Below are 24132 nucleotides of genomic sequence, written 5' to 3'. Positions count from 1 at the left end.
TATAATCCATTTCCTTTCCATATTTCTATATCTTTTTGAAAAGAATATACTCAATAATTGAATCATAAAATACGCTTTAAACTGTAATACCTCCATACTTTTTATTTTTCAATATACACCGAACGTACAATCGTACGAGTATAAGCTTTACCTTCTGAGTTAATACCTTTAATATCAATCGTCACATTATATACATCTGACTTTTTAATATGATTCAAAAGGCCTGTGAATGCAGCCTCATCTAACCTTTGCAACTGATTCGATTGCGATACTAAATTCCCTTCTCGATCAACAACTCGGACAGTGAAAGAAAGATCCTCTTGTTTTCCTAGTTCTTTAGTAGATTGTTTCAATTGAAATTCAACTTTATCAGCTTTGATTTTCCCTGGCATTTTCAAAGTAAACGGTGCTTTTTGTTTATAATCACTAACAATCATATAAGCATCTTTTGCATGTGCTGTCATTAGTTTAACATGCCATTCCCCTATTTCCATTCGATTTATTTTAAATGTCCGAATAGACGCACCCTTAAAGTAGGAAGTTTCATCTCCTATCGTGACCTTACTATCTTCGTTTGTATATACTTTTCCCGACGGAGAAATAAGTTGTATTTTCACTTCTGAAGATGCTGTTAACACCGAGACAACGCCCTCTGTTTTTGTATCTACAGCAAACGTTTGATCAATCCATTTATTCTGTATTAGTTCTCCACCTAAAACGGTTTGATTAGAAGTAGTATTTAAATCATTAACAAGTTCTCTAGCATTATTATTTGAAGTATAAGGAACGAACGTGGCGGTAGAAGTACGTAAATACGGTTCAATTCGAGAAAACACCGCCGAACCTTTTCGTATATCATCATGATCAAATCTAGAATCGGTAAATAAGTGTGTTCCATAAGGTAATTTTGCACTCCATTCATTCACTAATCCATCATTGGAGCCATACGCGGAAAGGTATAGCCCACCTAAAGATAGAGCAGAGAAAGCCGGTCCCCAACTTGTACCTGCAACTGTATAGTAACGATTTAATTTAACATTTGGATTGTTATCTATTACAGAACGAAATTGTGCCATTTCACCTGTTTGTAAAGAATAAGTGCCATCGTCTCTTTGTCCAAGTAATGAAGCCAGCCAACCAGCCCACCAACTATACGATAAGTCTGCTAAATTTGATCCATAATGCGGCGAAGCCAGTGTAATGACTTTTCCTACAAAACGATTCGCACCATATTGAATGAGTGCTGCTTGAGTGTCAATTCCACCTTTACTATGAGCCACAATATTCACTTTTTTACCAAAATGATTATAAATCTCTTCTAGCTTTGCAGCCAACAATTTGCCATTATCCCACTGACTTGCAGATCCCTTCCCAGCTGCATCATATAGTTGAACAAACACAGTTTGATATCCTGCACGATAAGCATAATCATACATATCGTTTGCATCGTGATAAACTGTTTTTCCATACCAACTATCCGCACTTCCATTTCTCCCTTGCACAAAAACAATAGGTGGCCTATTTTCATCATAATTTAAAGGCTTCTCACCTAAAAACCAATCTCCTGGATTGAATGTTTCTTTCGGTGGAAGCATCTCCCTATAAATTGGCGTAGCATTGGTCTCAGCAGTTGCAATACCACCAACAGAAGTAACCAGTAAAATGAATGCAGCAATCAACACCATACATCTTTTAAACATCGCTTGCATAATACTCCCTCCTTTTTTAGAAAGATGACGCAGAGTTTATAGATTGCTATGCTGTTGCAATACAATAACTGCTATTATTTCCAAATCTCATTTTCTTCTAAAGTTTCTAAGATTCATATTTATTCCATTAATAAGTATGATAATTTGATAGCATCGTCTTATTCTTTATAAACGATATTCTTCCTATGCTCCTTAATTCCTTTCATTCATCAATAGTACAAATGTTTCTCAACAAAAAACTTACAGATTTTATCGGTAATAATACTGAGTTAAGAAAACCCACTAGAAAAAGAAGTTATAATTTGTATGATGAAGATTTTATATTAGTTGGAGATGATTTAGAAGTTGGTGTATGTATTGAAAGAACAGAATATCATTACCAATTCAGTATGTGAGGCGTAACAGAAATTACAGCAATGTGATCATTTTTAAAAGAATAAAAAAGAGGCCTTCAAAACCTTAATACTACAAGGCTTTCTGAAGGCTTCCTTTATTCTGAAGTAAATACATATTGTAATATAACCCTTGCTTACTCAGTAACTCTTGATGTGTTCCTCTTTCTATAATTTCTCCATCATGCATAACAAAGATTTGGTCAGAATCTTGAATAGTAGATAAGCGATGTGCAATCGCAATTGTTGTTCTACCTTTTCGCATACGCTGCAACGCTGTTTGAATGGCCTCTTCCGTTTCTGTATCAATATTGGCCGTTGCTTCATCTAATACCAATACTTTCGGATTTGTCGCAATCGTTCTAGCAAACGCGATGAGTTGCCTTTGTCCACTTGAGAATGCCGCTCCCCTTTCTACTACTTCTGTATCATACTGTTCTGGTAACTTTTCAATAAACGTATTTGCTTGAACAAAACGTGCTGCTTCTTTTATTTCTTCATCCGTAATACTTTCATTATACATGCGAATGTTTTGTTTCACATTTCCGGCAAACAAGAAGGCATCTTGCAATACGAGCCCAATTCTCTTTCGAATTTCCTTCTCTTCAAACTTTTCTAAGTTTACACCGTCTATTAAAATATGACCCGCTTTAATATCATAAAACCGCATCAACAAGTTCATAATTGTACTTTTCCCACTTCCGGTATGCCCAACAAAAGCAACTGTTTGCCCAGGTTTTACATGAAAAGATACATTTTTTAAAACATCACGTTTTCCGTCGTATGAAAATGTAACATCTTTAAATTCAATTTCTCCTTCATGTACTTTCGGCTCTCTATTCCCTTGTTGAATAGGCGCTAAATCTTTTTCATCCATCAAATGAAAGACACGTGATGAAGAAACAAGTGCTTGTTGGAAGAAAGATAATTTCATCATCATTTCATTTACAGGTTGGAAAAAACGATGAATATAGTTAACAAAAGCATATAATACCCCAACTTCAACTGGACTATTCAAAGCGTCAATTCCAAATAATGCGAGCACCAATGCAATCGCCACAATATGAACAAGATCTGTTGCCGGTCGTAAAAACAATGCATCTAATTTTAACGTACGGCGCCCAGCACTGTAATGCTTATTATTCACTTCTTCAAATTCTTTTCGCATCCGTTTTTCTTGACGAAACACTTGCACAATGTTCATCCCTTGAATCGATTCATTAAGCTTTGCATTTAAAATACTTAATTGATTGCGAAGTTCTAAATAAAAAACAGAGCTTTTCCTGCGATACATGGTCATAATCGTCAACATAATTGGTATTAATAAAAGAGAAAACAATGTAAGTTTCACATTAAGTAAAAACATAGCCACTAAAATTCCAATTAAAAATACTACATTTTTTACAAATGTTGATAACACACTCACATAGAAATCTTTAATTGCTTCTGTATCATTTGTTATACGAGATACGAGGGTACCAATTGGTGTACGGTCAAAAAAGCTTAATGACAACCGTTGTACATGTTCATACACTTCCACTCGCATATCTTGCACAATTTTGAAAGCTATATTTTGGAAATATAATAAATTTAAATACGTAAATAAAACCTTTAATAAATGAGCAATCATATATACAACAAATAAGGTTACAAGTGCTGATTGTTCAAAGTTACGGGGAACTAAATGTTCATCAAGAAACTGTTTAATTAAAAACGGACCCATCATTTCTGTAACAGTTGCACCAACTAGAAATAGAAATGCTAGTGACAATAAGCCTTTATATGGTTTCATATAAGAAAGTAATCGCCATAAATCGCTTCTTTTTTTCTCAGCCATTATATGCCTCCCTTCTCAACTAACGCTTCTAACTGCTGACTTTCATACATCTCTTTATACCAACCTTCTTGCCTCATTAGTTGTTCATGTGTACCACGCTCTACAATTTTCCCTTCATCAACAACAAGAATAAGATTTGCATGTTGAATGGCACTTAACCGATGTGCTGTAATAATCGTTGTTTTTTGCTCTCTTTCTCGTTTCAGCGCTGTTAAAATTGTTTCTTCTGTCTTTGCATCAACTGCTGATAAACAATCATCTAAAATTAAAATTTCAGCATTCGTTAGTAAAGCACGTGCAATAGAAATCCTTTGTTTTTGCCCACCTGATAAAGACACTCCTCGTTCCCCTACTACCGTATCGTATCCTACTGGAAATTGAACAATATCATCATGAATACAAGCAATATCAGCAGCACATGCAATTTCTTTATATGTAGCATCAGCCTTTCCAAATGCAATATTTTCCCCTATACTTGCTGAAAATAGGAAATGGTCTTGAGGAACATACGAAATAGCAGATCGAACGCCATGCAGCGTCATATCACGAATATCTTTCCCACCAACTTGCAGCGATCCATTAAAATGATCATATTCCCTGATTAAACATTTTAACAATGTCGTTTTCCCTGCACCAGTGCGGCCAACAATACCTAATGTTTCACCCTTTTTCAGTGTGAAATGAATATCTTCTAAATGGAGAGTTTCATTTTTCTTATAGGAAAATGTATCAATTGCAAACGTTATATCACCGCTTGCCTCTTTATCTACCGCTCCATCTTTGTTCACAACATCTGAAGTTTGAGATAATATTTTTTCCACACGGTCATATGAAGCATGACCACGTTCCATAATATTAAATAGCCAACCAAATGCGAGCATCGGCCAAACAAGCGTCCCTAAATATGTTGTAAATGTAATTAACTCACCAACTGTCAGTTCTCCGCGAACAACTAATAGTGATCCATAGCACACAGCGATTAAGAATGAAAAACCGACAATAAAAGAAATTGTTGGATCAAATAATGAATCGATACGCGCAACTAACATATTTTTATGCACAACATCTTCTGACTTTTTTCGAAATGCTTGTAAATCTTCCTTTTCTTGACCAATTGAGCGAATCACCTTCATTCCACTCATACTTTCTTGTACTTTATCATTGATCTCAGAAAACGCTTGCTGTGCTTTATGAAAACGTCTGTGTAATAAAGTACCATAATAATTAGTTGAAATCGCTACAATCGGCATTGGGATTAAACTTAACAATGTTAACTTCCAACTAATCGTAAACCCCATAGCCACTAGCACGCATCCACCTACGGCTAACGAATCAACAAGCGTCAAAACGCCCGCTCCAGCTGTCTGTTGGATTGCTTGAATATCATTCGTTGCATGGGCCATTAAGTCCCCTGTACGATGTGATTGATAAAAAGATGGACTCATGTTTGTAAAATGTTCATATAATTTCTTTCGTAATTGGCGCGCGAGCTTTAAAGAAGACCCAAAAATCATAATACGCCATATGTAACGTAATATATACATTGTAATCCCGACAACTACTAAAAGAACAACCCATTGTAACAACTTTTCAGATGTTAGCGTTTGGTTATTAATTTGGTCTACAACAACTCCAATTACTTTTGGTGTAACAAGCTCAAGAAGTGCTACACCAAATAACAAAATAATTCCCGTTATGTACGCCCGTTTTTCTTGTTTAAAAAACCACGCTAAATTAAAAAATACCTTCATTATATCCCCCTCCCTTGAAATGAGCGATGTTTTCAGTTTATCAAAAATACAGAATTTTTAAAAGTTTTAAACACTAAAGTTTTCCAAAAGAAAAGGACACTCTTATCGAGTGCCCCCTTTAGCGCTTATTTCATTTGTTGTTTGTTCATTGCGCTCATCATTTGATTGATTTTCTTTTGGGATGGTTTTTGTCCCATTTGCATCATCATCATTTTTAACATTTGTTCATTGATTGGTGGATTTTTTTGCAAGTAATTCATCATATATTTGCGGGCGATGAAAAATCCTAACGCCACGCCTGCTACTAGTGCTAATACGCCCACTAGAACAACTACCCAAATTGACATATATTTTCCTCCTTCATGTTGTCTACCTTACAGTGTACTAAAACCTTTTCAATAAGACAAGATTGTATTCGACATTTTTTACACATATGTTCGTGCTTGTTTCAGAGGATTTAACCAACCATACTTTTTATTTTCATAATCCATTGCTAAAAATGTCAATTCGCATTTCCTGAGAACCTCAAAGAAAGTCGTTTCCATCGACACATTTCCGGATGTACTCATTTGAATATATTGTGATTTCACCGTTATTTCGCCGTATTCTGCCCCAGTATAAAGCATGTGCGTATGATGTGTTCTATTATACTTCCCAAAACTACGTAAAACCTGTTCTAATTTATGGTGAATTCTCATTACTTGTAATGGTGTCGTAATATACATCATCTGCTTATATAACACTTTCTTTTCCGAAAGGGAATCAGATTCTGAAAATCGAGCAAATAAATCGAAAAACAAATACTCCCGACCAAAGTATGCCTTCGCAACATCTTCTTGAATTAAATACAATTCATACGTTTTCATACTTTCCCTCCCGCTCTGGACAACCTTTTCTCTTCATTATATAGAAGAAAATATGCAATGATTGTCTGACTACGGAGAAAGAAAAAACTTTTTCTGTCGAATAAACTCATTTACATAGAAAAATCTCTCCATGCCGGAGAGATTTTTCACAAACCATTAAAGCATTTCTTTTACTTTACGAACAACATTTTCTACAGTGAATCCATACTCTTCCATGATCTTTTCACCAGGAGCAGAAGCACCGAATGTATCGATACCTAGTACATCTCCTTCAAGACCAACGTAACGGTGCCATCCGAAAGTCGCACCCATTTCAATTGCGAAACGTTTTGTTACTGCTTTTGGTAATACAGATTCTTTATATTCAGCAGATTGCGCTTCAAAGCGATCCATAGATGGCATGCTGACAACAGCTGCATCAACACCATCTTCTGCTAATGCTTTTTGCGCTTCAATCGCTAAGCTTACTTCAGAACCAGTTGCAAGTAAGATTACATCAGCAATTTCTTTCTTGCTTGCAGAAATTACATACGCTCCTTTTGCAACTTTTTCATACGTATCGTCTTTTGCACCTTCTAATGTTGGAAGATCTTGACGAGTTAAAATTAATGCAGTTGGTGTGTTTGTAGACCCTAAAGCTAACTTCCAAGCTGCAACAGATTCGTTACCGTCAGCAGGACGAATAACAGATACATTTGGCATTGCACGAAGCGCCGCTAACTGCTCGACCGGTTCATGTGTTGGACCATCTTCACCAACAGCGATACTGTCATGTGTAAACACATATGTTACAGGCAATTGCATTAATGCTGCAAGACGGATTGCTGGACGTAAGTAATCAGAGAATACGAAGAACGTACCACCGTAAGTTTTTAAGCCGCCATGAAGTGCGATACCGTTCATTGCTGCACCCATTGCGAACTCACGTACACCGTACCAAATATTTTTACCGCTGTAGTCAGCTCTTGTAAAGTCTTTTTCGTTATTCATGTATGTTTTGTTAGAACCAGCAAGGTCTGCAGATCCACCAAAGAATGATGGTACCGCTTCTGCAATCGCGTTAATTACAGTACCTGAAGAAGAACGAGTTGCTGTTTTTGATCCTAATTCATAAGTTGGTAAGTTTTGATCCCAACCTTCTGGAAGAAGACCCTTCATCGCTGTTTGTAATTCATTTGCTAATTCTGGATATGCTTGTGCGTATTCACCAAGCATTGTGTTCCACTCAGCTTGAGCTGTTTCGCCAACATCTTGTACCGTTTTACGGAAGTTATCATATACTTCTTCTGATACATGGAAGTCTTGTTCAGCTGTCCAAGCATACGCTTCTTTTGTTAATTTTGTTTCGTCTACACCTAGTGGAGAACCGTGTGAAGCTGATTTTCCTGATTTGTTTGGAGAACCGAAACCGATTGTTGTTCTTACTTCGATTAGCGTTGGGCGTTTTTCGTCAGCTTTCGCTTCCTCAATTGCTTTCGCAATTGCTGCAACATCGTTTCCATCCTCAACACGGATTACTTGCCAACCATATGCTTTATAACGATCTTCTACACTTTCAGAGAATGAACGATTTAAATCGCCATCTAATGAAATATCATTAGAATCGTATAATACAACAAGTCGACCTAATCCTAAGTGAGCAGCTAATGAAGATGCTTCAGCAGAAACGCCTTCCATTAAATCGCCATCACCGCAAATTGCGTATGTATAATGGTCAACTACATTGTATGCATCACGGTTATACTTCGCTGCTAAATGTCTCTCAGCCATTGCCATACCAACAGCTGTCGAAATACCTTGTCCAAGTGGACCAGTTGTTGCATCTACGCCTGCTGTGTGACCATACTCAGGATGTCCTGGAGTTTTGCTTCCCCATTGACGGAAATTCTTTAAATCATCCATTGTTACGTCGTAACCAGATAGATGAAGTAGGCTGTATAATAACATTGAACCATGGCCTGCAGATAATACGAAACGATCGCGGTTAAACCACGTTGGGTTATTTGGATTATGTTTCATAAATTGCGTCCATAATGTATAAGCCATTGGTGCTGCACCCATTGGCATTCCTGGGTGACCAGAGTTTGCTTTTTCAATCGCATCAATGGATAATGTGCGAATCGTGTTGATAGAAAGTTGTTCGATTGAATGTGACATGCTATTCTTCCCTTCGCTTATATTAGTAAACGTTTTACACATTTATATGATAGCTTCCCACGCAAGATTATACAACATGTATCGACAAATATGTTGATGTTTTTTCGAATTTGTTCAAAAAACATACTAAATTTCACAATGTATAGGGTTTCAATCTGCTATACTTTTTCATTATTCATTTATTGATAATAAAGGGAATTATCTGTATTTTCATACGTGGCTCATAAAAATCTTTAGCAAATATTCTCCCCCCTCCATACCACTCCTCTATTTACCATTTATTCACAACATATATAATAGAAATGAATATATATTAATTTTCGTCGTATATATCAAATAAAAACTGCGGGAGGAGAAATGATAAGTGAACAGGTGGTTTCCTACACCTTTTTAATTGTTTTTTCCCTTATTACAATTAGTTCTATTTACCTTTCAGTAAAATTAAAGTCACCTTATAAATACCTCCCAGGTGTTGTCATGCTTATTCTCTCCATTGGCACGTTCAGCATACTATATTTTGATCGAGGTATAATGATAACGAGTGAAGGATTAGGTTATTTATATAGTCTCATTGCAATCCTCTTGTTACTTATCGCCAGTATTTCTTTATTCATAGCAATTGCTATTTCTTTTATTTTAGCTTTATTTAGAAAAAATTAACATTTGTTATATCTGAGCACTACGCTCGATAAAAAATTAAATTCCAAAATGCAAAAGGTGTCCTTCTCCCGCTTCCACTTTATAGAGTAGTCTAATTAAAGACTCTAACTCTGTACAAAGAATATCTCGATTAAAACTAATGTGTTCATACTCTCCATCCGTATCACACTCTACCGTCCATTGAAATGAGCCTGTGAGTTCTATTTTTTCAGGTCCCAATGAAAGGAGATTGACTAATGAGCGAAATAGGTTGATCGCTATTTCTGCTCCCTCTTTCTCGATTTTTGTAATACCATAATAATGGATACCAAACCCTTTCTCTTTCTTAAAAGGATTATATGTTGGAATCCACTGTAAAAAATCTGACACATACAAAACAATTTCATCACTGAATATCACGCATTCTTCAACAACCGTTCCATCTTTATAAAAAAACTCCCTGTCATGCCAAGAAAAATCTTCAGAACTTAGCTCTCCTTTTTCATTTGAAACAAATACAAATTCATGTTGCAAAGCCATAGTATTCGCCTCCTTCTCCTGTCATCATACGATACTCCAAAAACATTTTCATTTTCTTCATTATATATTTTTATATTTTCTAAACATTTGACAAAAAATAAACCTAGATTATTTGTTATGATTTATCATAAGATAACAAAAAAAGAAGGTTGATAAGCTTGAATAAGAACAACATTGTTCATATAAACATTCTACTAACAAGCGATATACACGGTACGATTTATCCAATTCATTATCGAAATAACGAGCCAGCAGAAATAGGATTAGCCAAACTTGCAACACGTATCACCCAAGAGCGTAACCAACATGAACATGTAATTGTGATCGATAACGGCGATTTTATACAAGGAACTCCATTCACCTATTACTACGCTAAATATATACAGCATAAAAAGAACCCAATGTCACTTATCGCGAATTACATTGGATATGATGCGGCCGTTATCGGAAATCACGAATTCAACTATGGAATGGATGTATTAAACAAAGCTATATTAAACGCGAATATGCCTTATCTATCTGCAAATATTTTAAATAAACATACAAAAGATCCTTACTTTGGGAAACCCTATATTATTAAACACATACATCCTAATATAAAAGTCGCTATCTTGGGAGTTACAACACATTACATCCCAAATTGGGAGCAGCCACCTCATATTAAAGATTTACTATTTGAAGATGCACTAGAAACAACAAAAAAATGGGTTTCTCTCATCCATAACCAAGAGCAACCTGACTTATTAGTCGTAGCATATCATGGTGGCTTTGAAAGGGATTTACAATCTGGAGAACCAACAGAAATTTTAACCGGTGAGAATCAAGGATATGCGATGTGCCAAGAAATAGATGGTATTGATATATTACTAACAGGTCACCAACATCGCTCTATTGCAAATACGAAAGTAAATGGTGTAACCGTTGTACAACCCGGATCTAATGGCCATTCATTAGGAAAAGTTCGAGTAGAGTTAGAACAAAATAAAGATCGAAGGATCATTAAAAAGTGTCAATCGGAACTGTTATCTGTCAAAGACGTTCAAACAGACGAAAAAGCACTTTCACTTGTATCTGACTACGAAAATCAAACGCAACAATGGCTAGATCAACCAATCGGCACCATTATTGGTGACATGCAAATTCACACTCCGATACAAACACGTTTACAAGACAATCCTTTTATTGAATTTATAAACAAAGTACAAATGGAGGTAGCTGGAGTCCATATTTCTTGTACAAGCCTATTTCATAATGAATCTTCTGGCTTTCCAAATCAAATTACAATGAGAGATATTGTATCAAATTATATTTATCCAAACACATTAAAGGTCATACGTATTACAGGAAAAGATATTAAAGATGCTCTTGAATTATCCGCTGAATATTTCACATTAAATAACGAAGGAGATATTATTGTAAACCCCGCTTACACTACGCCAAAACCACAGCATTACAATTACGATATGTGGGAAGGAGTTTCATACATATTAAACATTTCAAAACCAGTTGGTGAACGAGTAGTTTCCTTACAATATGACGGATCTCCCATTCACTTTGATCAAGAATATGACGTAGTTATGAATAATTATCGTGCAAGTGGTGGCGGAAATTATTTTATGTACCAAAATAAACCCATCATAAAAGACATACCAATTGATATGTCTGAACTTATCGCAAATTACATATTAGAGCGTGGGACAATTGAAGCGACTACCAATCGTAATTGGAAAGTTACCAAATAAACCATTCTATTAAAATCAAAAAAGATGGGCTGCGCCCACCTCTTAATTTAACTTTGTATTATCTTGTTTTTTCAATGCTTTTAATTTCGTCGGTGTAATATCTTTACCTTCTTCGTTAACGACTTTAATGCCTTTTAATTCGTTTAACATATTTTGACGAAATCCTTTTAAATATTGTTCACGGAGCGATTGGCGCTCACGTTGTTCTTCTTCAGTTAATCCTTCAGCTTTCGCTTTTTTCGCTAAGAAGTTAATGCGTTCAATGAGTTCGTGACTTAGCATCTCGAATCCCCTTTCTACTTAAAACTGATTATTATCATACAATAGTTAGTCTTGTTTATCAAGCAATTGCTTCGTGTATTCCACGTATCTGCGATGTACTGTTGCTTTAGATACATCGTGTCCAAAACCACGAAGCGTCGCTGCAATTTCCTCAAATGTTAATTCATTGCGACGCAGACGTACAATTTCTTCAATCGGCACTTCTTTCTTTTCACGTCCTGTACTTAAATGTCGGTTTTTTAAGTTTTTTTCTGGACGAAACCCTCTTTCTACCGCTCTCTGCATTCCACGTTTAATCTTCAAATTATGAATCTTTCTCTGATACTCTTCAACTATACCAATAATATCTAGTACCATAGAATCCGAATCAGAAAGCTGTAATTCACCATTATGCGTATGTGTATATACTTTTATTCCTTCTTTATGTAAACAGTGCATTAAAGCAATTTTTGCATTCCCTCTTCCAAGCCGCGTTTCATCTTGAATGAGAAGCACATCGACCTGTTCATCTCGAATCATATCTAACACTTCTAATATACCGTCTCGTTCAATCGTATAGCCGCTTGCCTTCTCCTCAATCACCTTTATAACATTCATTTGATACCGCTCAGCTAAATGCAATAATTCATCTTTTTGGCGTGATAATGAAGTTTCCTGCGCTTCTTTCGTTGTGCTTACACGGGCATAAATGATTGCATTCATTTTAAAACCTTCTTCCTCATTTCAATTTTTCCTTTAGTGTATCACAAATCGCCCTTTTGTTCGAACTTATGTTTGTAGAATGTTTTTTTGCATGTTATACTTATAAGTAAGAAAATTGAAAGAAAACGAGGTGTAAAAAAACATGGAAAAGTTAACAAAACGCCAGCAAGACATTCTCGACTTCATTAAACTAAAAGTACAAGAAAAAGGTTATCCACCTTCCGTACGCGAAATCGGTCAAGCGGTTGGCCTTGCTTCTAGTTCTACGGTGCACGGACATTTATCACGTCTAGAAGAAAAAGGTTATATTCGACGTGATCCAACAAAACCAAGAGCTATTGAAATTTTAGGAGAAGTAAGAATCGAAACAGACACACAATCAGTTGTTCAAGTCCCAATTGTCGGAAAAGTTACAGCTGGTTTACCAATTACAGCAGTTGAAAGTGTAGAAGAACACTTCCCACTTCCTGCAAGCGTTGTTGCTGGAGCAGACCAGGTGTTTATGCTACGAATCTCTGGAGATAGTATGATCGAAGCTGGTATTCTGGATGGAGACTTAGTTGTTGTTCGCCAACAACATTCTGCATACAATGGAGAAATCGTTGTTGCTTTAACAGAAGATAATGAAGCAACTGTAAAACGTTTTTACAAAGAAAAAGATCATTTCCGCTTACAACCCGAAAACTCTTCTTTAGAGCCAATCATTTTAGATAAAGTCTCTGTTATTGGAAAAGTAATCGGGGTATATCGCGATTTACATTAAAAAATAGACCAGTTAAACTGGTCTATTTTTTAATTCGCTTCAATTATCACGTCTCCTGCAGATGTTTGTCCGCTAATTTTTACGCTCCCATTCCCTACTACTACATTTCTTTCTTCCTCCTTGAAAACCTTAACTTCACCAGCAAATGTTTTCCCACTTACAGTCGCATCTTGAGGCTTTTCAAGTAGCCGAATATCAACATCTCCTGCAGTCGAGCTTGCTTCCACATCATATTTAGAGTCATGATCAATAACGTCCACATCTCCACTTGTTGTTTTCGCAACAACTTTCCCACTTACTTTTTTCATTTTAATTCCGCCCGCTTTTGAAGATCCTTCTACTTTCTTCGCTGTCACCCGCTCTATTTCTACATCTCCACCAAGCGTTGCTGCTTCTATGCGTTCACTCTTCACATCATTTACTGTTATCTCACCAGCAGAAGAACTTACTTTTATGTCTTGATAAGCACGTTCTGGAACAACAATTGTTACCCCCGACGATTTAAACCCAAATGATAAAAATGAAAAATCTAATGAAATTCCTTTTTTATCTTACCTTGAACTTTTAATATATCTCCTTCTTCATCAATGCTTATTTTTTGCTTCGTAGTATTTCCTGATTGTTTTATATGAAAAGAAGAATCATTCCCTTTTTGAACTGTAACATCCTCAGCATCCAAATCAATTTCTAGACTTTTAATTGCTTCATTTTTTATAACTCTTTCAGTTTCTCCCTCTTCCGCCGCATCTACTGTTTTTGAATATGTTTGCGATATACCAATAACACCAATAATGATACAAGCGACAGCTATTAATAATATCTTTTTCATCTCATCTATTCCCCTCTAATCATTTTGAGATTCCAATTGACATAGCGCACACAAAATTTTTCAAACCATTTTGTACAGTAGTAAGCACCTATACATAACAATAATCCAACACCAACAAACGTAATAGAAACGAATACCTCAAGCCACAAAAAAGTACCAGTTAGGATTTTAATTACTACAAATAGTGGTGCCACAACGCTAGCAACCCCACCAACCCAAAGTGCAAATATAAAACTTATAATTGCGACTAAAGGACCTAATACAAGAATAAAATTTAATAAACTAAGACCAATTGCCGCCATTACAGCTCTTGTTATATTCGAAGCAGATGGATCCTTTTTCATCTCATCAAAACGATATAACGCTAACATCTCTTTCGCAATTGCTTTTGGCGAACCGAGTCCTTTTATAATTTCTACCTCTGTCTTCCCTTCCTCTAATCCAAACTGAAAATGCTCCTCATAATGGTATAAAATATCCTGTCTTTCTTCTTCTGATAACTTTCTAAGATGTCCTGATAGATCTCGAAGAAACTGTTCTTTGTTCATCTCATTACACCTCTTCAATAATTTCTTGTACCCCTCTAGCAAAATCACGCCAATCCGTTACAAGTAAATGGAGTTGTTCTTCACCTTGATTTGTTAATTGATAATATTTACGCGGTGGCCCTTCTGTTGATTCTTTTAAATATGTTTGAAAATAGCCCTCTTTTGTTAATCGACGTAATAACGGATATACAGACCCTTCCGATATTAAAAATTTATTGGAGATTTGCTGAACGAGCTCATAACCGTAGCAATCTTTTCGTTTGACAAGTGCCAGTACACAAAGTTCTAGCACACCTTTTTTAAACTGGACGTTCAAAGATAATCCTCCTTTCCAATCAGTACCACTCAATGCAAGGTACTTGCGTTACCCATAATATACCATCCACTATTGTTTATTGCAAGGTACCGTTTGTTGTGTATTTAATAAAATACCGTTTTCCACCTCTCTTTTCTTTATACCAAACAAATTAAAGAATCACGATTCCCCTTACCTAAACATGGAGAAATCGTGATAAATAATATCATACAATTCTATACACTAAATGGATTTATGTAATAATTCCAGCACATCTTTCATAACAAAGGGGGCATCTTTTTTTACATGCTCAGCAAACTCAGAAACTAGACGCAATGTTTTAATACTTTCAATCGGATGATCACCTGATGCACTTTCAGCAGAAAGCATAACAGCATTCGTTCCATCCAATACAGCTTGAAATACATCAGTCACCTCAGCTCTTGTAGGAATAGAATAATCCACCATGGATTGAAGCATTTGCGTTGCCGTAATCACATATGTATTTGTGCGATTACACTCATGAATCATCATTTTTTGTAAAAGCGGAATAAATTGGTACGGTAATTCTACGCCTAAATCGCCCCTGGCAATCATAATACCCTCCACTTCTTTACATATCTCCTGAAAATTCTCGATGGCCTCCATCGTTTCCACCTTAGCAATTAGATTTGGTGAAGTTTCATTTTTTAGGCGGATAAAGTTCCGAATTTCCTGTATATGAGAAGGTTTTCTAACAAATGAGCAAGCAATAAAATCAACGTTCTCACTTAAAAGAAACTGAATATCTTTTTTATCCTTCTCTGTAATAGCTGGTAAGCTAACGATTGTACCTGGTAAATTCACCCCCTTATGAGAAGCTATATCGCCACCTACCTTTACTTTTGTTTCTATTTTATCCTCGCTTATCTTTTCAACCGTTAACTCAACTTGTCCATCATTAATAAGAATTCTATTTCCAACTTTCACGTCATTAATAATCCCTGGATAATCAACACTTGCTTCTTCTTTGTTTCCAGAAATAGAATGAATGTATAAAGTAAAAGTATCTCCTGCTTGAAGAGTAACTCCATTTTCTTCAATAACTCCCAATCTTATCTTGGGTCCTTGTAAATCCCCTAAAATTTTGATGGAATCATCTAAAGATTTTACTAATTGAATTATTTCCTTATGGCTTTCATGGGAACCATGCGATAAATTAAGGCGGATAATATTCATACCATTTCTTATTAACTGAGACAAAGTATCCTTATTATTACTCGCCGGTCCAATTGTACAAATTCGATCAATTGTCATATTTTCACCATCCTTTTTTATCTATAATTCCCATATAGAAAGAAAAAATAATATTTCTCATACATGGTTTGTAATGTAAGAGTAGAAAAGGCCGATAATTCCTTAGTACAAGAATTACCGACCTTTTCACGATGAAAATGACCTGAGTTGTTGCATGATAAAAAAGCGAACCACCAAATGGATTTTTTTAACAAATGAATACTCTAGTATGTATCCATCATGATAACAAAGCACTCATTCCATCGATTGCTGCATTTGTTTTTGTTTCAACCTTTCTTCCAACACATGAATCATAAATAAGAAATGCTCAGCTTCTCTTGTAACATGATCAGCTAGTAATGGATTAATTACATTTCGAATTTGGCATGTTTGAATAAGTTCCAATCCCGCCTTTTTGAAATTTCTCAATTCAACTGTGGCATTTTCACTATCTTTATTTAGCTTTCCGATTATCGGATATGTTGGTTCCTTCTGATATAACATCGATTCAACATCCCTAGCTTGATTAAGAAGAATTTCAAAATCATCACCAAATTTTAAAGCAGTATGAACTAAATTTCGCTCTGATTGATCAAGCAAAGAGGCAATAAAACGAGAGTGCTCCATCATAATTTTTAGCCAAAACACATTTTCACTAATTATCGCATCTTGAATTGGATCCATTTTTCCTTCATTAAATTTCTGAAGCGTTCTTATAAAATATTCCGCTTCTCGCGCAACATGATCTACTAATAAAGGAAAATTAAAACCACTTACCTTACAATTAATAATTAAAATTAAAAGATTTCTTTTATAATTACGAAACGCATAAACTAGCTGAATACTTTCTTCATTTAATTGCCTGACTGCTTGAACAGTTTGAGGAATAGAGAATGCTTTTTGTAGATGTCGATCAAAAAGCTGAAAAAACTGATCTACTTGCTGAATTAGATTTTTATCTTTTCGATTAAACCCTTCACCAAGAAAAAGCGCATGTTCCTTCATAATCCGTAACCAAAATCGATTTTCAGTTAAGGACCTTTCGATAAATAATTGTTCTGTTAATGATTCAGAAGGTGCGGCTTTCAATTCGGGCGGAAGCAGCATAGCCCTTTGCTTATCCATGACAAAATGATCAGGAATTGGTTGTTGTCCGTTAGTCATTAAAATCCCACCTCATTTGTAAAAATTTCACTACTACACCATGTATATGAATAGACGATACCCATCATACTTAAACTGCATCATTAAGAACTGTAAATCTAATATTTTGTAAAGAAAAGATAAAAAAACTCATATCTCATTAGGACGTGAGTTTTCCTTTTAAAAAATATCTTTTTATTTATTACCTGGCGCAGGCTGGTCCACTCCCTTAATACGATGTTTATGTCCATTATCTTCTGTTGTATAAAAATCGTAATAATGGACATGCATTCCATTTCCAACTGGAATAGCTGGTCCTGAGTGCGCCTTATAATAATGTGTATGTCCATCTTCGAATACTACATATCCTTCTGTATAGTGTATATGTCCTCCGTCCTGTACCGAAATTGGTGGAGAGGTTACATCTAAGCATTGATGTACATGCCCCGCCTCAACAGATGTATAATCAACAGAACCATGATTATGATTAGGTACAAATCCTGAAACAAAATCATCTTTTCCTACCCTGTTCACTCTGCTCACTCCTTGGCCATCAGGATAAACTTTATAAACTTATATGCTTAAAATCAAAATTAATACCTATTAGTTCCCTATGTGCTTACTGTTGAGTAATAAGAATAATTAAGTAATTTAAAGTACATATTATTACTGTTATAAGTCAAAAGGAGGTCATTATCATGAACAAACAACGAGCACAAGAGATTGCATCTTCACCGGTTATGGCTAATGTAACCTATAATGGAGTTCCGATTTATATTCAAAATGTAGATGAAAATAATGAAACAGCTAGAATTTACCCCCTTAATGAGCCTCAAAATGAGCAGGAAATTCCTTTATCCAACTTAATAGAACATTAAACAAACAATAATTTTTAATACAAACACTACTCAGAGTGATGTTTGTTAGGGACAGCTCATACAATTGCTTGTCCCTATTTTACAAATGAAATATTCAACCTCAAAATCTATAATACTTCTGAATAATACGTTGGGATAAGTGTAATTTTATTGAACTTGTCAATTAGTTGTTAAATCCCATAGTTACTAGAATATTGTTAATCTATGTTTCTAGTGAAATATTTTTACACTGGAAACAAATTTCATGCACATAGGACTAGAGTCAAAACAAAATAATTTAAAAACGTAGAGTAGGATTTCCTTAAATGACATAGAAATTATATAAAGTGACAAAAAGGGGTAATTTCCTCAACAATACCAACCATTTCAACCAAATTCCCTTCAAATCCCCTTCAATTTCCCCGTAGATTGGTTTTTTCTTGCAACAAAAATCAAAAAAGCAAATTTTATTTTACACGAAACATAATTTTCACAATAAATTGAATCAACTATAAAAATGAAATTGGGAGGAGTACGATGACGCAACTCGATTCTTTGCACCCAATTGTAGAAAAGATAATCAATAATATTGAAAAAGTGATTGTCGGAAAGCGAAAGGAAATCATTCTTACCTTAGCGGCTCTCTTAACCGAAGGCCATGTACTATTAGAAGATGTACCAGGTGTCGGGAAAACAATGATGGTACAAGCCCTTGCAAAATCCATCGATGCAAATTTCAAACGGATTCAATTTACTCCTGATTTACTGCCATCAGATGTAACAGGTGTTTCTATTTATAATCCGAAAGAATATCAATTTGAATTTATGGCAGGACCTATTATGGGAAATATCGTGCTAGCTGATGAAATTAACCGTACATCACCAAAAACGCAGTCAGCCTTGCTTGAAAGTATGGAGGAAGGCAATTTAACAGTAGATGGTATAACAAGACCTTTACCAAAGCCATTTTTTGTAATAGCTACACAAAATCCAATTGAGTATGAAGGAACGTATCCTTTACCAGAGGCCCAGCTCGACCGTTTCTTACTAAAGCTAAAAATGGGCTATCCCACACCGGAAGAAGAATTTGAAATTTTAAATCGGACAGAAAAAACAAAGCCTATCTCTCATTTACAAGCCGTTATTACAATAGAAGAATTACTACACTTACAACAAAACGTACGGGCAATATATACAGACAAGGCCATCAAACACTACATCGTAAAAATCGTTAATCAAACCCGATCTTATAATTCCGTACAGCTAGGGGCTAGCCCCCGTGGCTCCATTGCTTTGATGAAAGCTGCACAAGCTTATGCGCTCATAAATGGCAGGGATTTTGTCATTCCAGATGATGTTAAATGTTTAGCTCCATATGTTTTAGCCCATAGACTCATTTTAAAAATAGAGACGAAATTTGAAGGAATAACACCAGAAAGCGTTATCATAAAAATTATCGCCCGGACTCCAGTACCGGCTCAAAAGGCGAAAAACTCCTAATGAAACAGCTACTACGAAATGGTCGTCACGCCGGGAAGCTATCGTTGCTTGCTTTATTCATCGCTTTAACATTTGTATACACCATGTTACAAGGAGAATTTGTAAGCTGGTTTCTATTTTACACCTTTAGTCCTTTCGGTCTTTACTCATTATTGTTACCCTTTTGTGCCTTGTGGAACGCCGAGGTGAAACGCATAACAAATCAAAAAGAGTTTACAGCAGGACAGCAGTTCTTATGCACTATTACAATAAAACGAAAAATCCCCTTCCCCTTGCTTTATTTAATTGTAGAAGAAGTGCTACCCATGGAGTTCAAAACTCGCAAACAATCAAAAAATGCAAAAGTGTTATTATTTCCAGGATTCAAGCGAAATATTTCATATCAATATGTAATCGACGCAATCCCAAGAGGAGAACACACCTTTTCGAGTGTGCGTGTAAAAACTGGTGATGTATTCGGGATTATCGAAAAAGAGACAATCTTTTCAGTTCCCGATAGATTTTTAGTTTATCCCCAATATGTAGACATAACTTATAGACAATTAGAAAACGATTTCGAACAAGGAACACTCTCATCAAATGTGAATGTAGCAAGAGATGCAACAGTCTCATCTGGTGTCAGAGACTATAAACCTGGTGACCGTTTTTCATGGATCTATTGGAAGGCAACTGCTCGAAAAAACAAGATTATGACGAAAGAGTTTGAACAACAACGAAGTCATGATGCCGTGATTTTCATGGACAGAACCCCCTCTCCCCTGTTCGAATTGGTTGTTACGTTTACAGCTTCTCTCGTGAGGTCTATCCTAAAACAAGATTCACAAGCATCATTTATATCCGCCGGAAAAGAACAAACCGTTCTTCCTTTACGTCATGGTGAGACACAATTACAACAAATTTTTCACCATTTAGCAAAAGTACAAGCAGACAATATGTTTCCGCTCTCTCAAACTGTAGAAATAGAGTTAAAGAAAATCTATCAACCAGTAACATTCATACTTGTAACAAGTAATCTTTCTCCCGATATTCAAAAAGTTGCTGACAGTATATCACTGAAAAGCAGTAAGCTAATGATATTTGTCGTCAAGGAAAAAGTACATCAATTCTCAAAATTGGAACTAAGCCTACTCGAAACGCTAAGAAAACAAAAAGTATTCGTGAAAGCAGTTTATGAGAATCATTATACAAATGTATTTTTTGAGGTGAACAAATGACCATATTACCTTTAAATAATAAATGGGATATCAGTAGTTTCCTAATGCATTTATTTGGTTTTCTCATTTTATTAGAATGGTTGCGACCACTTATAGAAATTACAGACATGGTGAGATTGAACCTCTTTACAGGATTTATAGGAATTTGCTTCATTCTCTCTTTTTTTCAAACGCGATTCCAAATTTCGATAAAGATTTTAGTCATCTTATTTATGATTCATTCGGTAGATTATAAGGGACCTTTTATTCATCCTGCTTGGTTGGTAGAATTCTTATCTGATTTTTTTCACAATATCCCCCTTCTCTTTCAAGCAAATTGGTGGGATCTTTCCAAATCTTTTCAGACCTTTTTATTTTTTTTAGTTCTTTGGTTTTCGTGCTTCCTCACCCTTTATTGGCTGATTCACCAAAAACGCGGACTCTTATTTCTTACGTTAACCGTTATTTATATTACAATTTTTGATATATTCGGCTTATATGACATGAACAAGGCGATTATTCGTACAATTATAACGGGTCTTTTCATGCTTAGCCTTCTCCAGATTGAACGTATAAAAGCGTTCGAGAACTTACAAAAGCATACCAAATCCACACCGCAATTGCTCATCCCAATTGTGGTATCTATTATATTTACGATAACTATTGGATATTTCGCTCCCAAACCCGGTCCTCAATGGTCCAATGTTGATACTTTCTTAAAATTCGATATACCTTCAGCAAATAAAGAGTCAACAATCAACAAAGTCGGTTACGGTATAGATGACTCTCAATTAGGCGGTCCTTTTAAATGGGATGACACAGCTGTTTTCACAGCGCAAGTACAAAATAGTCAATATTGGAGAGTTGAAACGAAAGACTTTTATACCGGAAAGGGTTGGGAAATTTCTGATAACCAAAAAAAAATTTCTTTTAAGAATAAAAACAACGTATTGAGTTGGTATGAACAGCATACAAAAACGGAAACTGCCGAAGCGATTATCACCATGCAAAAAGACTCCCCTCACCTTATTTATCCCGCGGGATTAGTATCGGTTGAGGCTGCTTCAGGTATATCATTCCGTGCAGATCCCTTTTCGGAAAAAATCGATATGATGAAAGAAGGCTCCTCTACTACCTTAAATAAATATAAGGTGACTTATAAGGCTCCTCATTTTTCTATCGAAAACTTAAAAGCTGTAAAAACGGCTGAAAGTCTAGAGGCAAGCTCTTATTTCATAAAAAAATATACTCAACTACCCGACTCATTACCAAAGAGGGTAAAAGACTTAGCGGTAAATCTTACAAAAGATAAAAACAATCGATACGATCAAGTATTAGCTGTTGAAAGCTACTTCGCAAATAATTCTTTTGTATATGAAACAGAACATGTTAAGGTTCCTGGAAAGGATCAAGATTATGCAGATCAATTTATATTTGATACAAAAAGTGGATACTGCAATAATTTTTCAACTTCTATGATTGTTTTACTTCGCTCTATCGGGATTCCAGCACGCTGGGTAAAGGGATATACCGGGGGCACTCTTGAAAACAAATCAACGAATTCAGAGTATGAAAACATGTACACAATCACTAATAACAATGCACATTCTTGGGTTGAAGTATACTTTCCAGAATACGGGTGGGTCCCGTTCGAGCCAACAAAAGGTTTCAGCAACCCATATAACTTTACACACGACACTTCTGCTCCAACTGCCACTTCACCAAATAGCGAAACTACGATACCTAGTAACGAACAAACTCCACAGCGAAATGCAGAAGCAAAACAAAAAAATTTAATAGAAGATACCGAAGTCCTCTCTAACGGAAAGATTATGGATTCCAAAAAAGGATTTTCATGGGGATACTTGTTCCTTTGTATCATATCAATTAGCATAACTGGCTATGCCCTCTTTACTACTAAAATAAAGTGGTTCGCATTTTTTATCATTCTCTCCTATAAATACCGAAAAGGAGATGATGTTTATGCAAAAGCTTATGATGCACTTTTAAAACAACTGGAAAGAACCGGCATCTCACGCAACGAAAGCCAAACATTGAGAGAATATGCAATCCATGTAGATAACCTTTACAATTCGACTGATATGCAAAAACTCACTCTTAGTTATGAAAATGTTATTTATCAAAACAATCCTGCTACATCGGAATGGAGCAAGTCCATACAATTATGGGAAAAACTCATGAAAAAAGCATCCTCTCCACCCAAGTCGAATGAATTCGATACGTTCATTTGATTGTTTAAAGTGATTTCTATAATTAGAGCGAAAAATTTTTAAAAGTTTCACCTTATCAGATGTGTAATATCAACGTTTGTCGAGGAATGAATCATTACCCACAAATAAAAAGCCTTGATACCTAAGTATCAAGGCTTCAAAACTCTTAATAAAGAGACATATTTTAGTATGTACGTTTTAAGTAGTTTGTATAAGTCTCTTCTATATGATAGAACGCGAATTTTCAAAGTGACATATCAGCGATAATTTATACCTATTTCGTATAAGTGTTAGCAAGTTCATTTGCAAACTTGTTAGCACTTTTTTATATTTCTTCTATTATAATTTCCTTCCCCTTCTTTACCCCTGCTTTCTACATTAACTCTTGTCCCCCTGTTGAGAACTACGAGAAACACATGTGGCATAAACTGTGTTTTTTTGAGGGAAGTTTAACCAATTATTGTTATAATTATATCCGCAGTATTTTTTCCAGGAGTGTTCCTATGAAGAACAGTAAGGTAATGGACATACATACTAGGCGCTCCCCTTCCTTAATACGTTCATAGAAATATAGAAAGGATTTGAGCGATGGGACAATTTCAAAGTAATTTTCAAGCGGCACAACAAATCGCTACTCAAATGAGAAATGCTTCGGATACAATCCAAAGTACGACAAATAAGTCTATTAAAAAGTCAAAACGTACTACGCTATCTGTTAACTCACAAGCCCAAGAAGCAAATCAACAAATGTTAGATTTGACGAAACAATTTTCCGCCGCCTTTCAACAAGCGGTCGATAATATTCATTCGGTAGCTAAAGAGTTTGAGAGAATGGATAACGAACTTCACAACACTTTTCGCTAATGTGACCACCTTCGTAA

General features: G+C 35.5%; 22 protein-coding genes and 2 pseudogenes. 9 read left to right on the top strand and 15 right to left on the bottom strand.

All coding sequences use genetic code 11. The features are described 5' to 3' along the window. Positions 1–101 precede the first annotated feature (101 nt). Complete coding sequence (locus C564_RS0110435) at positions 102–1709, bottom strand: esterase/lipase family protein (protein WP_018765294.1); 1608 nt, start codon at positions 1707–1709, stop codon at positions 102–104. Positions 1710–2023: 314 nt separating this feature from the next. Here C564_RS0110435 and C564_RS38410 point away from each other — a divergent pair. Beyond that, positions 2024–2104: pseudogene (locus C564_RS38410) on the top strand (YxiF family protein); the annotation flags it as partial. A gap of 70 nt (positions 2105–2174) precedes the next feature. Here C564_RS38410 and C564_RS0110425 read toward each other — a convergent pair. The 5 genes from C564_RS0110425 to tkt all read right to left on the bottom strand — a co-directional run bounded on the left by C564_RS0110425 (position 2175) and on the right by tkt (position 8712). Beyond that, positions 2175–3938 carry an ABC transporter ATP-binding protein gene (locus tag C564_RS0110425; RefSeq protein WP_018765292.1) on the bottom strand — a complete coding sequence of 588 codons (1764 nt, stop codon included), beginning with the start codon at positions 3936–3938 and terminating at the stop codon, positions 2175–2177. Continuing rightward, positions 3938–5689: an ABC transporter transmembrane domain-containing protein gene (locus tag C564_RS0110420; RefSeq protein ID WP_018765291.1), complete on the bottom strand. Its 1752-nt coding sequence runs from the start codon at positions 5687–5689 to the stop codon at positions 3938–3940. The genes C564_RS0110425 and C564_RS0110420 overlap by 1 nt, the downstream gene beginning before the upstream one ends. 125 nt (positions 5690–5814) lie before the next feature. After that, positions 5815–6036 (bottom strand): YneF family protein, encoded by a 222-nt coding sequence (locus C564_RS0110415; RefSeq protein ID WP_003199214.1) that lies wholly within the window; start codon positions 6034–6036, stop codon positions 5815–5817. A gap of 78 nt (positions 6037–6114) precedes the next feature. Continuing rightward, positions 6115–6555: a sporulation inhibitor of replication protein SirA gene (sirA, locus tag C564_RS0110410; protein ID WP_003199216.1), complete on the bottom strand. Its 441-nt coding sequence runs from the start codon at positions 6553–6555 to the stop codon at positions 6115–6117. A 156-nt stretch (positions 6556–6711) separates the two neighbouring features. Next, a complete protein-coding gene (gene tkt, locus C564_RS0110405) occupies positions 6712–8712 on the bottom strand; it encodes a transketolase (RefSeq protein ID WP_003199219.1) in 2001 nt (666 codons plus the stop codon). 357 nt (positions 8713–9069) lie between these two features. On the opposite strand from tkt, the gene C564_RS0110400 reads away from it, so the two are divergent. Next, on the top strand, positions 9070–9372 hold the full coding sequence (locus C564_RS0110400; RefSeq protein WP_018765290.1) for a hypothetical protein: 303 nt from the start codon (positions 9070–9072) through the stop codon (positions 9370–9372). Positions 9373–9408: 36 nt separating this feature from the next. Here C564_RS0110400 and C564_RS0110395 read toward each other — a convergent pair whose 3' ends face one another. After that, positions 9409–9891: a hypothetical protein gene (locus tag C564_RS0110395; protein WP_018765289.1), complete on the bottom strand. Its 483-nt coding sequence runs from the start codon at positions 9889–9891 to the stop codon at positions 9409–9411. A 158-nt stretch (positions 9892–10049) separates the two neighbouring features. Here C564_RS0110395 and C564_RS0110390 point away from each other — a divergent pair, with 158 nt between their 5' ends. Beyond that, positions 10050–11633 carry a bifunctional metallophosphatase/5'-nucleotidase gene (locus C564_RS0110390; RefSeq protein WP_018765288.1) on the top strand — a complete coding sequence of 528 codons (1584 nt, stop codon included), beginning with the start codon at positions 10050–10052 and terminating at the stop codon, positions 11631–11633. Positions 11634–11675: 42 nt separating this feature from the next. Here the strand turns inward: C564_RS0110390 and C564_RS0110385 are convergent, their stop codons facing one another. Continuing rightward, positions 11676–11915, bottom strand: a complete 240-nt coding sequence (locus C564_RS0110385) for a DUF896 domain-containing protein (RefSeq protein WP_003199228.1) — start codon at positions 11913–11915, stop codon at positions 11676–11678. A 45-nt stretch (positions 11916–11960) separates the two neighbouring features. After that, entirely contained in the window at positions 11961–12617 is a 657-nt protein-coding gene (locus C564_RS0110380; protein WP_003199230.1) for a YneB family resolvase-like protein, read from the bottom strand. 142 nt (positions 12618–12759) lie between these two features. On the opposite strand from C564_RS0110380, the gene lexA reads away from it, so the two are divergent. Then, positions 12760–13380: a transcriptional repressor LexA gene (lexA, locus tag C564_RS0110375; protein ID WP_003199232.1), complete on the top strand. Its 621-nt coding sequence runs from the start codon at positions 12760–12762 to the stop codon at positions 13378–13380. Positions 13381–13409: 29 nt separating this feature from the next. Here the strand turns inward: lexA and C564_RS33410 are convergent. The 6 genes and pseudogenes from C564_RS33410 to C564_RS0110345 form a co-directional block, all read right to left on the bottom strand. Continuing rightward, positions 13410–14209 (bottom strand): annotated as a pseudogene (locus tag C564_RS33410) (DUF4097 family beta strand repeat-containing protein). A gap of 5 nt (positions 14210–14214) precedes the next feature. Beyond that, positions 14215–14757, bottom strand: a complete 543-nt coding sequence (locus C564_RS0110365) for a DUF1700 domain-containing protein (RefSeq protein ID WP_018765287.1) — start codon at positions 14755–14757, stop codon at positions 14215–14217. A 4-nt stretch (positions 14758–14761) separates the two neighbouring features. Further along, positions 14762–15073 carry a PadR family transcriptional regulator gene (locus tag C564_RS0110360; RefSeq protein WP_003199239.1) on the bottom strand — a complete coding sequence of 104 codons (312 nt, stop codon included), beginning with the start codon at positions 15071–15073 and terminating at the stop codon, positions 14762–14764. Positions 15074–15295: 222 nt separating this feature from the next. After that, the gene (locus C564_RS0110355; RefSeq protein ID WP_003199240.1) at positions 15296–16348 is read right to left on the bottom strand and encodes a pyruvate kinase; all 1053 of its coding nucleotides are present in this window, start codon (positions 16346–16348) and stop codon (positions 15296–15298) included. A 234-nt stretch (positions 16349–16582) separates the two neighbouring features. Next, on the bottom strand, positions 16583–17491 hold the full coding sequence (locus C564_RS0110350; protein ID WP_018765286.1) for a DUF2935 domain-containing protein: 909 nt from the start codon (positions 17489–17491) through the stop codon (positions 16583–16585). 174 nt (positions 17492–17665) lie between these two features. Beyond that, positions 17666–18004 carry a YmaF family protein gene (locus C564_RS0110345; RefSeq protein ID WP_018765285.1) on the bottom strand — a complete coding sequence of 113 codons (339 nt, stop codon included), beginning with the start codon at positions 18002–18004 and terminating at the stop codon, positions 17666–17668. A gap of 164 nt (positions 18005–18168) precedes the next feature. Here C564_RS0110345 and C564_RS0110340 point away from each other — a divergent pair, with 164 nt between their 5' ends. The 5 genes from C564_RS0110340 (at position 18169) to C564_RS0110320 (ending at position 24115) form a co-directional block, all read left to right on the top strand. Beyond that, positions 18169–18348 carry a small acid-soluble spore protein H gene (locus tag C564_RS0110340; protein WP_003199254.1) on the top strand — a complete coding sequence of 60 codons (180 nt, stop codon included), beginning with the start codon at positions 18169–18171 and terminating at the stop codon, positions 18346–18348. A gap of 516 nt (positions 18349–18864) precedes the next feature. Continuing rightward, on the top strand, positions 18865–19827 hold the full coding sequence (locus C564_RS0110335; RefSeq protein ID WP_003199256.1) for an AAA family ATPase: 963 nt from the start codon (positions 18865–18867) through the stop codon (positions 19825–19827). Then, positions 19827–21041, top strand: coding sequence for a DUF58 domain-containing protein (locus C564_RS0110330; RefSeq protein WP_018765284.1), 1215 nt, complete (start codon positions 19827–19829; stop codon positions 21039–21041). Before C564_RS0110335 ends, C564_RS0110330 begins: the two co-directional genes overlap by 1 nt. After that, entirely contained in the window at positions 21038–23272 is a 2235-nt protein-coding gene (locus tag C564_RS0110325; RefSeq protein WP_018765283.1) for a DUF4129 domain-containing transglutaminase family protein, read from the top strand. Before C564_RS0110330 ends, C564_RS0110325 begins: the two co-directional genes overlap by 4 nt. 567 nt (positions 23273–23839) lie before the next feature. Continuing rightward, positions 23840–24115, top strand: coding sequence for a TIGR04197 family type VII secretion effector (locus C564_RS0110320; RefSeq protein WP_018765282.1), 276 nt, complete (start codon positions 23840–23842; stop codon positions 24113–24115). Positions 24116–24132 lie beyond the last annotated feature (17 nt).

The sequence above is a fragment of the Bacillus sp. 105MF genome, assembly GCF_000374885.1.
In the GTDB taxonomy this organism is placed as follows: Bacteria; Bacillota; Bacilli; order Bacillales; family Bacillaceae_G; genus Bacillus_A; species Bacillus_A pseudomycoides.
The sequence above is the reverse complement of the archived record's forward strand: the minus strand, read 5'-3'. Positions and strand labels throughout refer to the sequence as shown.

Excerpts from the sequence above, each read along its gene's own strand:
- C564_RS0110325 (WP_018765283.1), top strand. The coding sequence starts at position 21,038 with ATGACCATATTACCTTTAAATAATAAATGGGATATCAGTAGTTTCCTA.
- tkt (WP_003199219.1), bottom strand. The coding sequence starts at position 8,712 with ATGTCACATTCAATCGAACAACTTTCTATCAACACGATTCGCACATTA.
- sirA (WP_003199216.1), bottom strand. The coding sequence starts at position 6,555 with ATGAAAACGTATGAATTGTATTTAATTCAAGAAGATGTTGCGAAGGCA.
- C564_RS0110425 (WP_018765292.1), bottom strand. The coding sequence starts at position 3,938 with ATGGCTGAGAAAAAAAGAAGCGATTTATGGCGATTACTTTCTTATATG.
- C564_RS0110400 (WP_018765290.1), top strand. The coding sequence starts at position 9,070 with ATGATAAGTGAACAGGTGGTTTCCTACACCTTTTTAATTGTTTTTTCC.
- C564_RS0110340 (WP_003199254.1), top strand. The coding sequence starts at position 18,169 with ATGAACAAACAACGAGCACAAGAGATTGCATCTTCACCGGTTATGGCT.
- C564_RS0110385 (WP_003199228.1), bottom strand. The coding sequence starts at position 11,915 with ATGCTAAGTCACGAACTCATTGAACGCATTAACTTCTTAGCGAAAAAA.
- C564_RS0110335 (WP_003199256.1), top strand. The coding sequence starts at position 18,865 with ATGACGCAACTCGATTCTTTGCACCCAATTGTAGAAAAGATAATCAAT.
- lexA (WP_003199232.1), top strand. The coding sequence starts at position 12,760 with ATGGAAAAGTTAACAAAACGCCAGCAAGACATTCTCGACTTCATTAAA.
- C564_RS0110420 (WP_018765291.1), bottom strand. The coding sequence starts at position 5,689 with ATGAAGGTATTTTTTAATTTAGCGTGGTTTTTTAAACAAGAAAAACGG.
- C564_RS0110415 (WP_003199214.1), bottom strand. The coding sequence starts at position 6,036 with ATGTCAATTTGGGTAGTTGTTCTAGTGGGCGTATTAGCACTAGTAGCA.
- C564_RS0110435 (WP_018765294.1), bottom strand. The coding sequence starts at position 1,709 with ATGCAAGCGATGTTTAAAAGATGTATGGTGTTGATTGCTGCATTCATT.
- C564_RS0110395 (WP_018765289.1), bottom strand. The coding sequence starts at position 9,891 with ATGGCTTTGCAACATGAATTTGTATTTGTTTCAAATGAAAAAGGAGAG.
- C564_RS0110330 (WP_018765284.1), top strand. The coding sequence starts at position 19,827 with ATGAAACAGCTACTACGAAATGGTCGTCACGCCGGGAAGCTATCGTTG.
- C564_RS0110365 (WP_018765287.1), bottom strand. The coding sequence starts at position 14,757 with ATGAACAAAGAACAGTTTCTTCGAGATCTATCAGGACATCTTAGAAAG.
- C564_RS0110355 (WP_003199240.1), bottom strand. The coding sequence starts at position 16,348 with ATGACAATTGATCGAATTTGTACAATTGGACCGGCGAGTAATAATAAG.
- C564_RS0110350 (WP_018765286.1), bottom strand. The coding sequence starts at position 17,491 with ATGACTAACGGACAACAACCAATTCCTGATCATTTTGTCATGGATAAG.
- C564_RS0110320 (WP_018765282.1), top strand. The coding sequence starts at position 23,840 with ATGGGACAATTTCAAAGTAATTTTCAAGCGGCACAACAAATCGCTACT.
- C564_RS0110380 (WP_003199230.1), bottom strand. The coding sequence starts at position 12,617 with ATGAATGCAATCATTTATGCCCGTGTAAGCACAACGAAAGAAGCGCAG.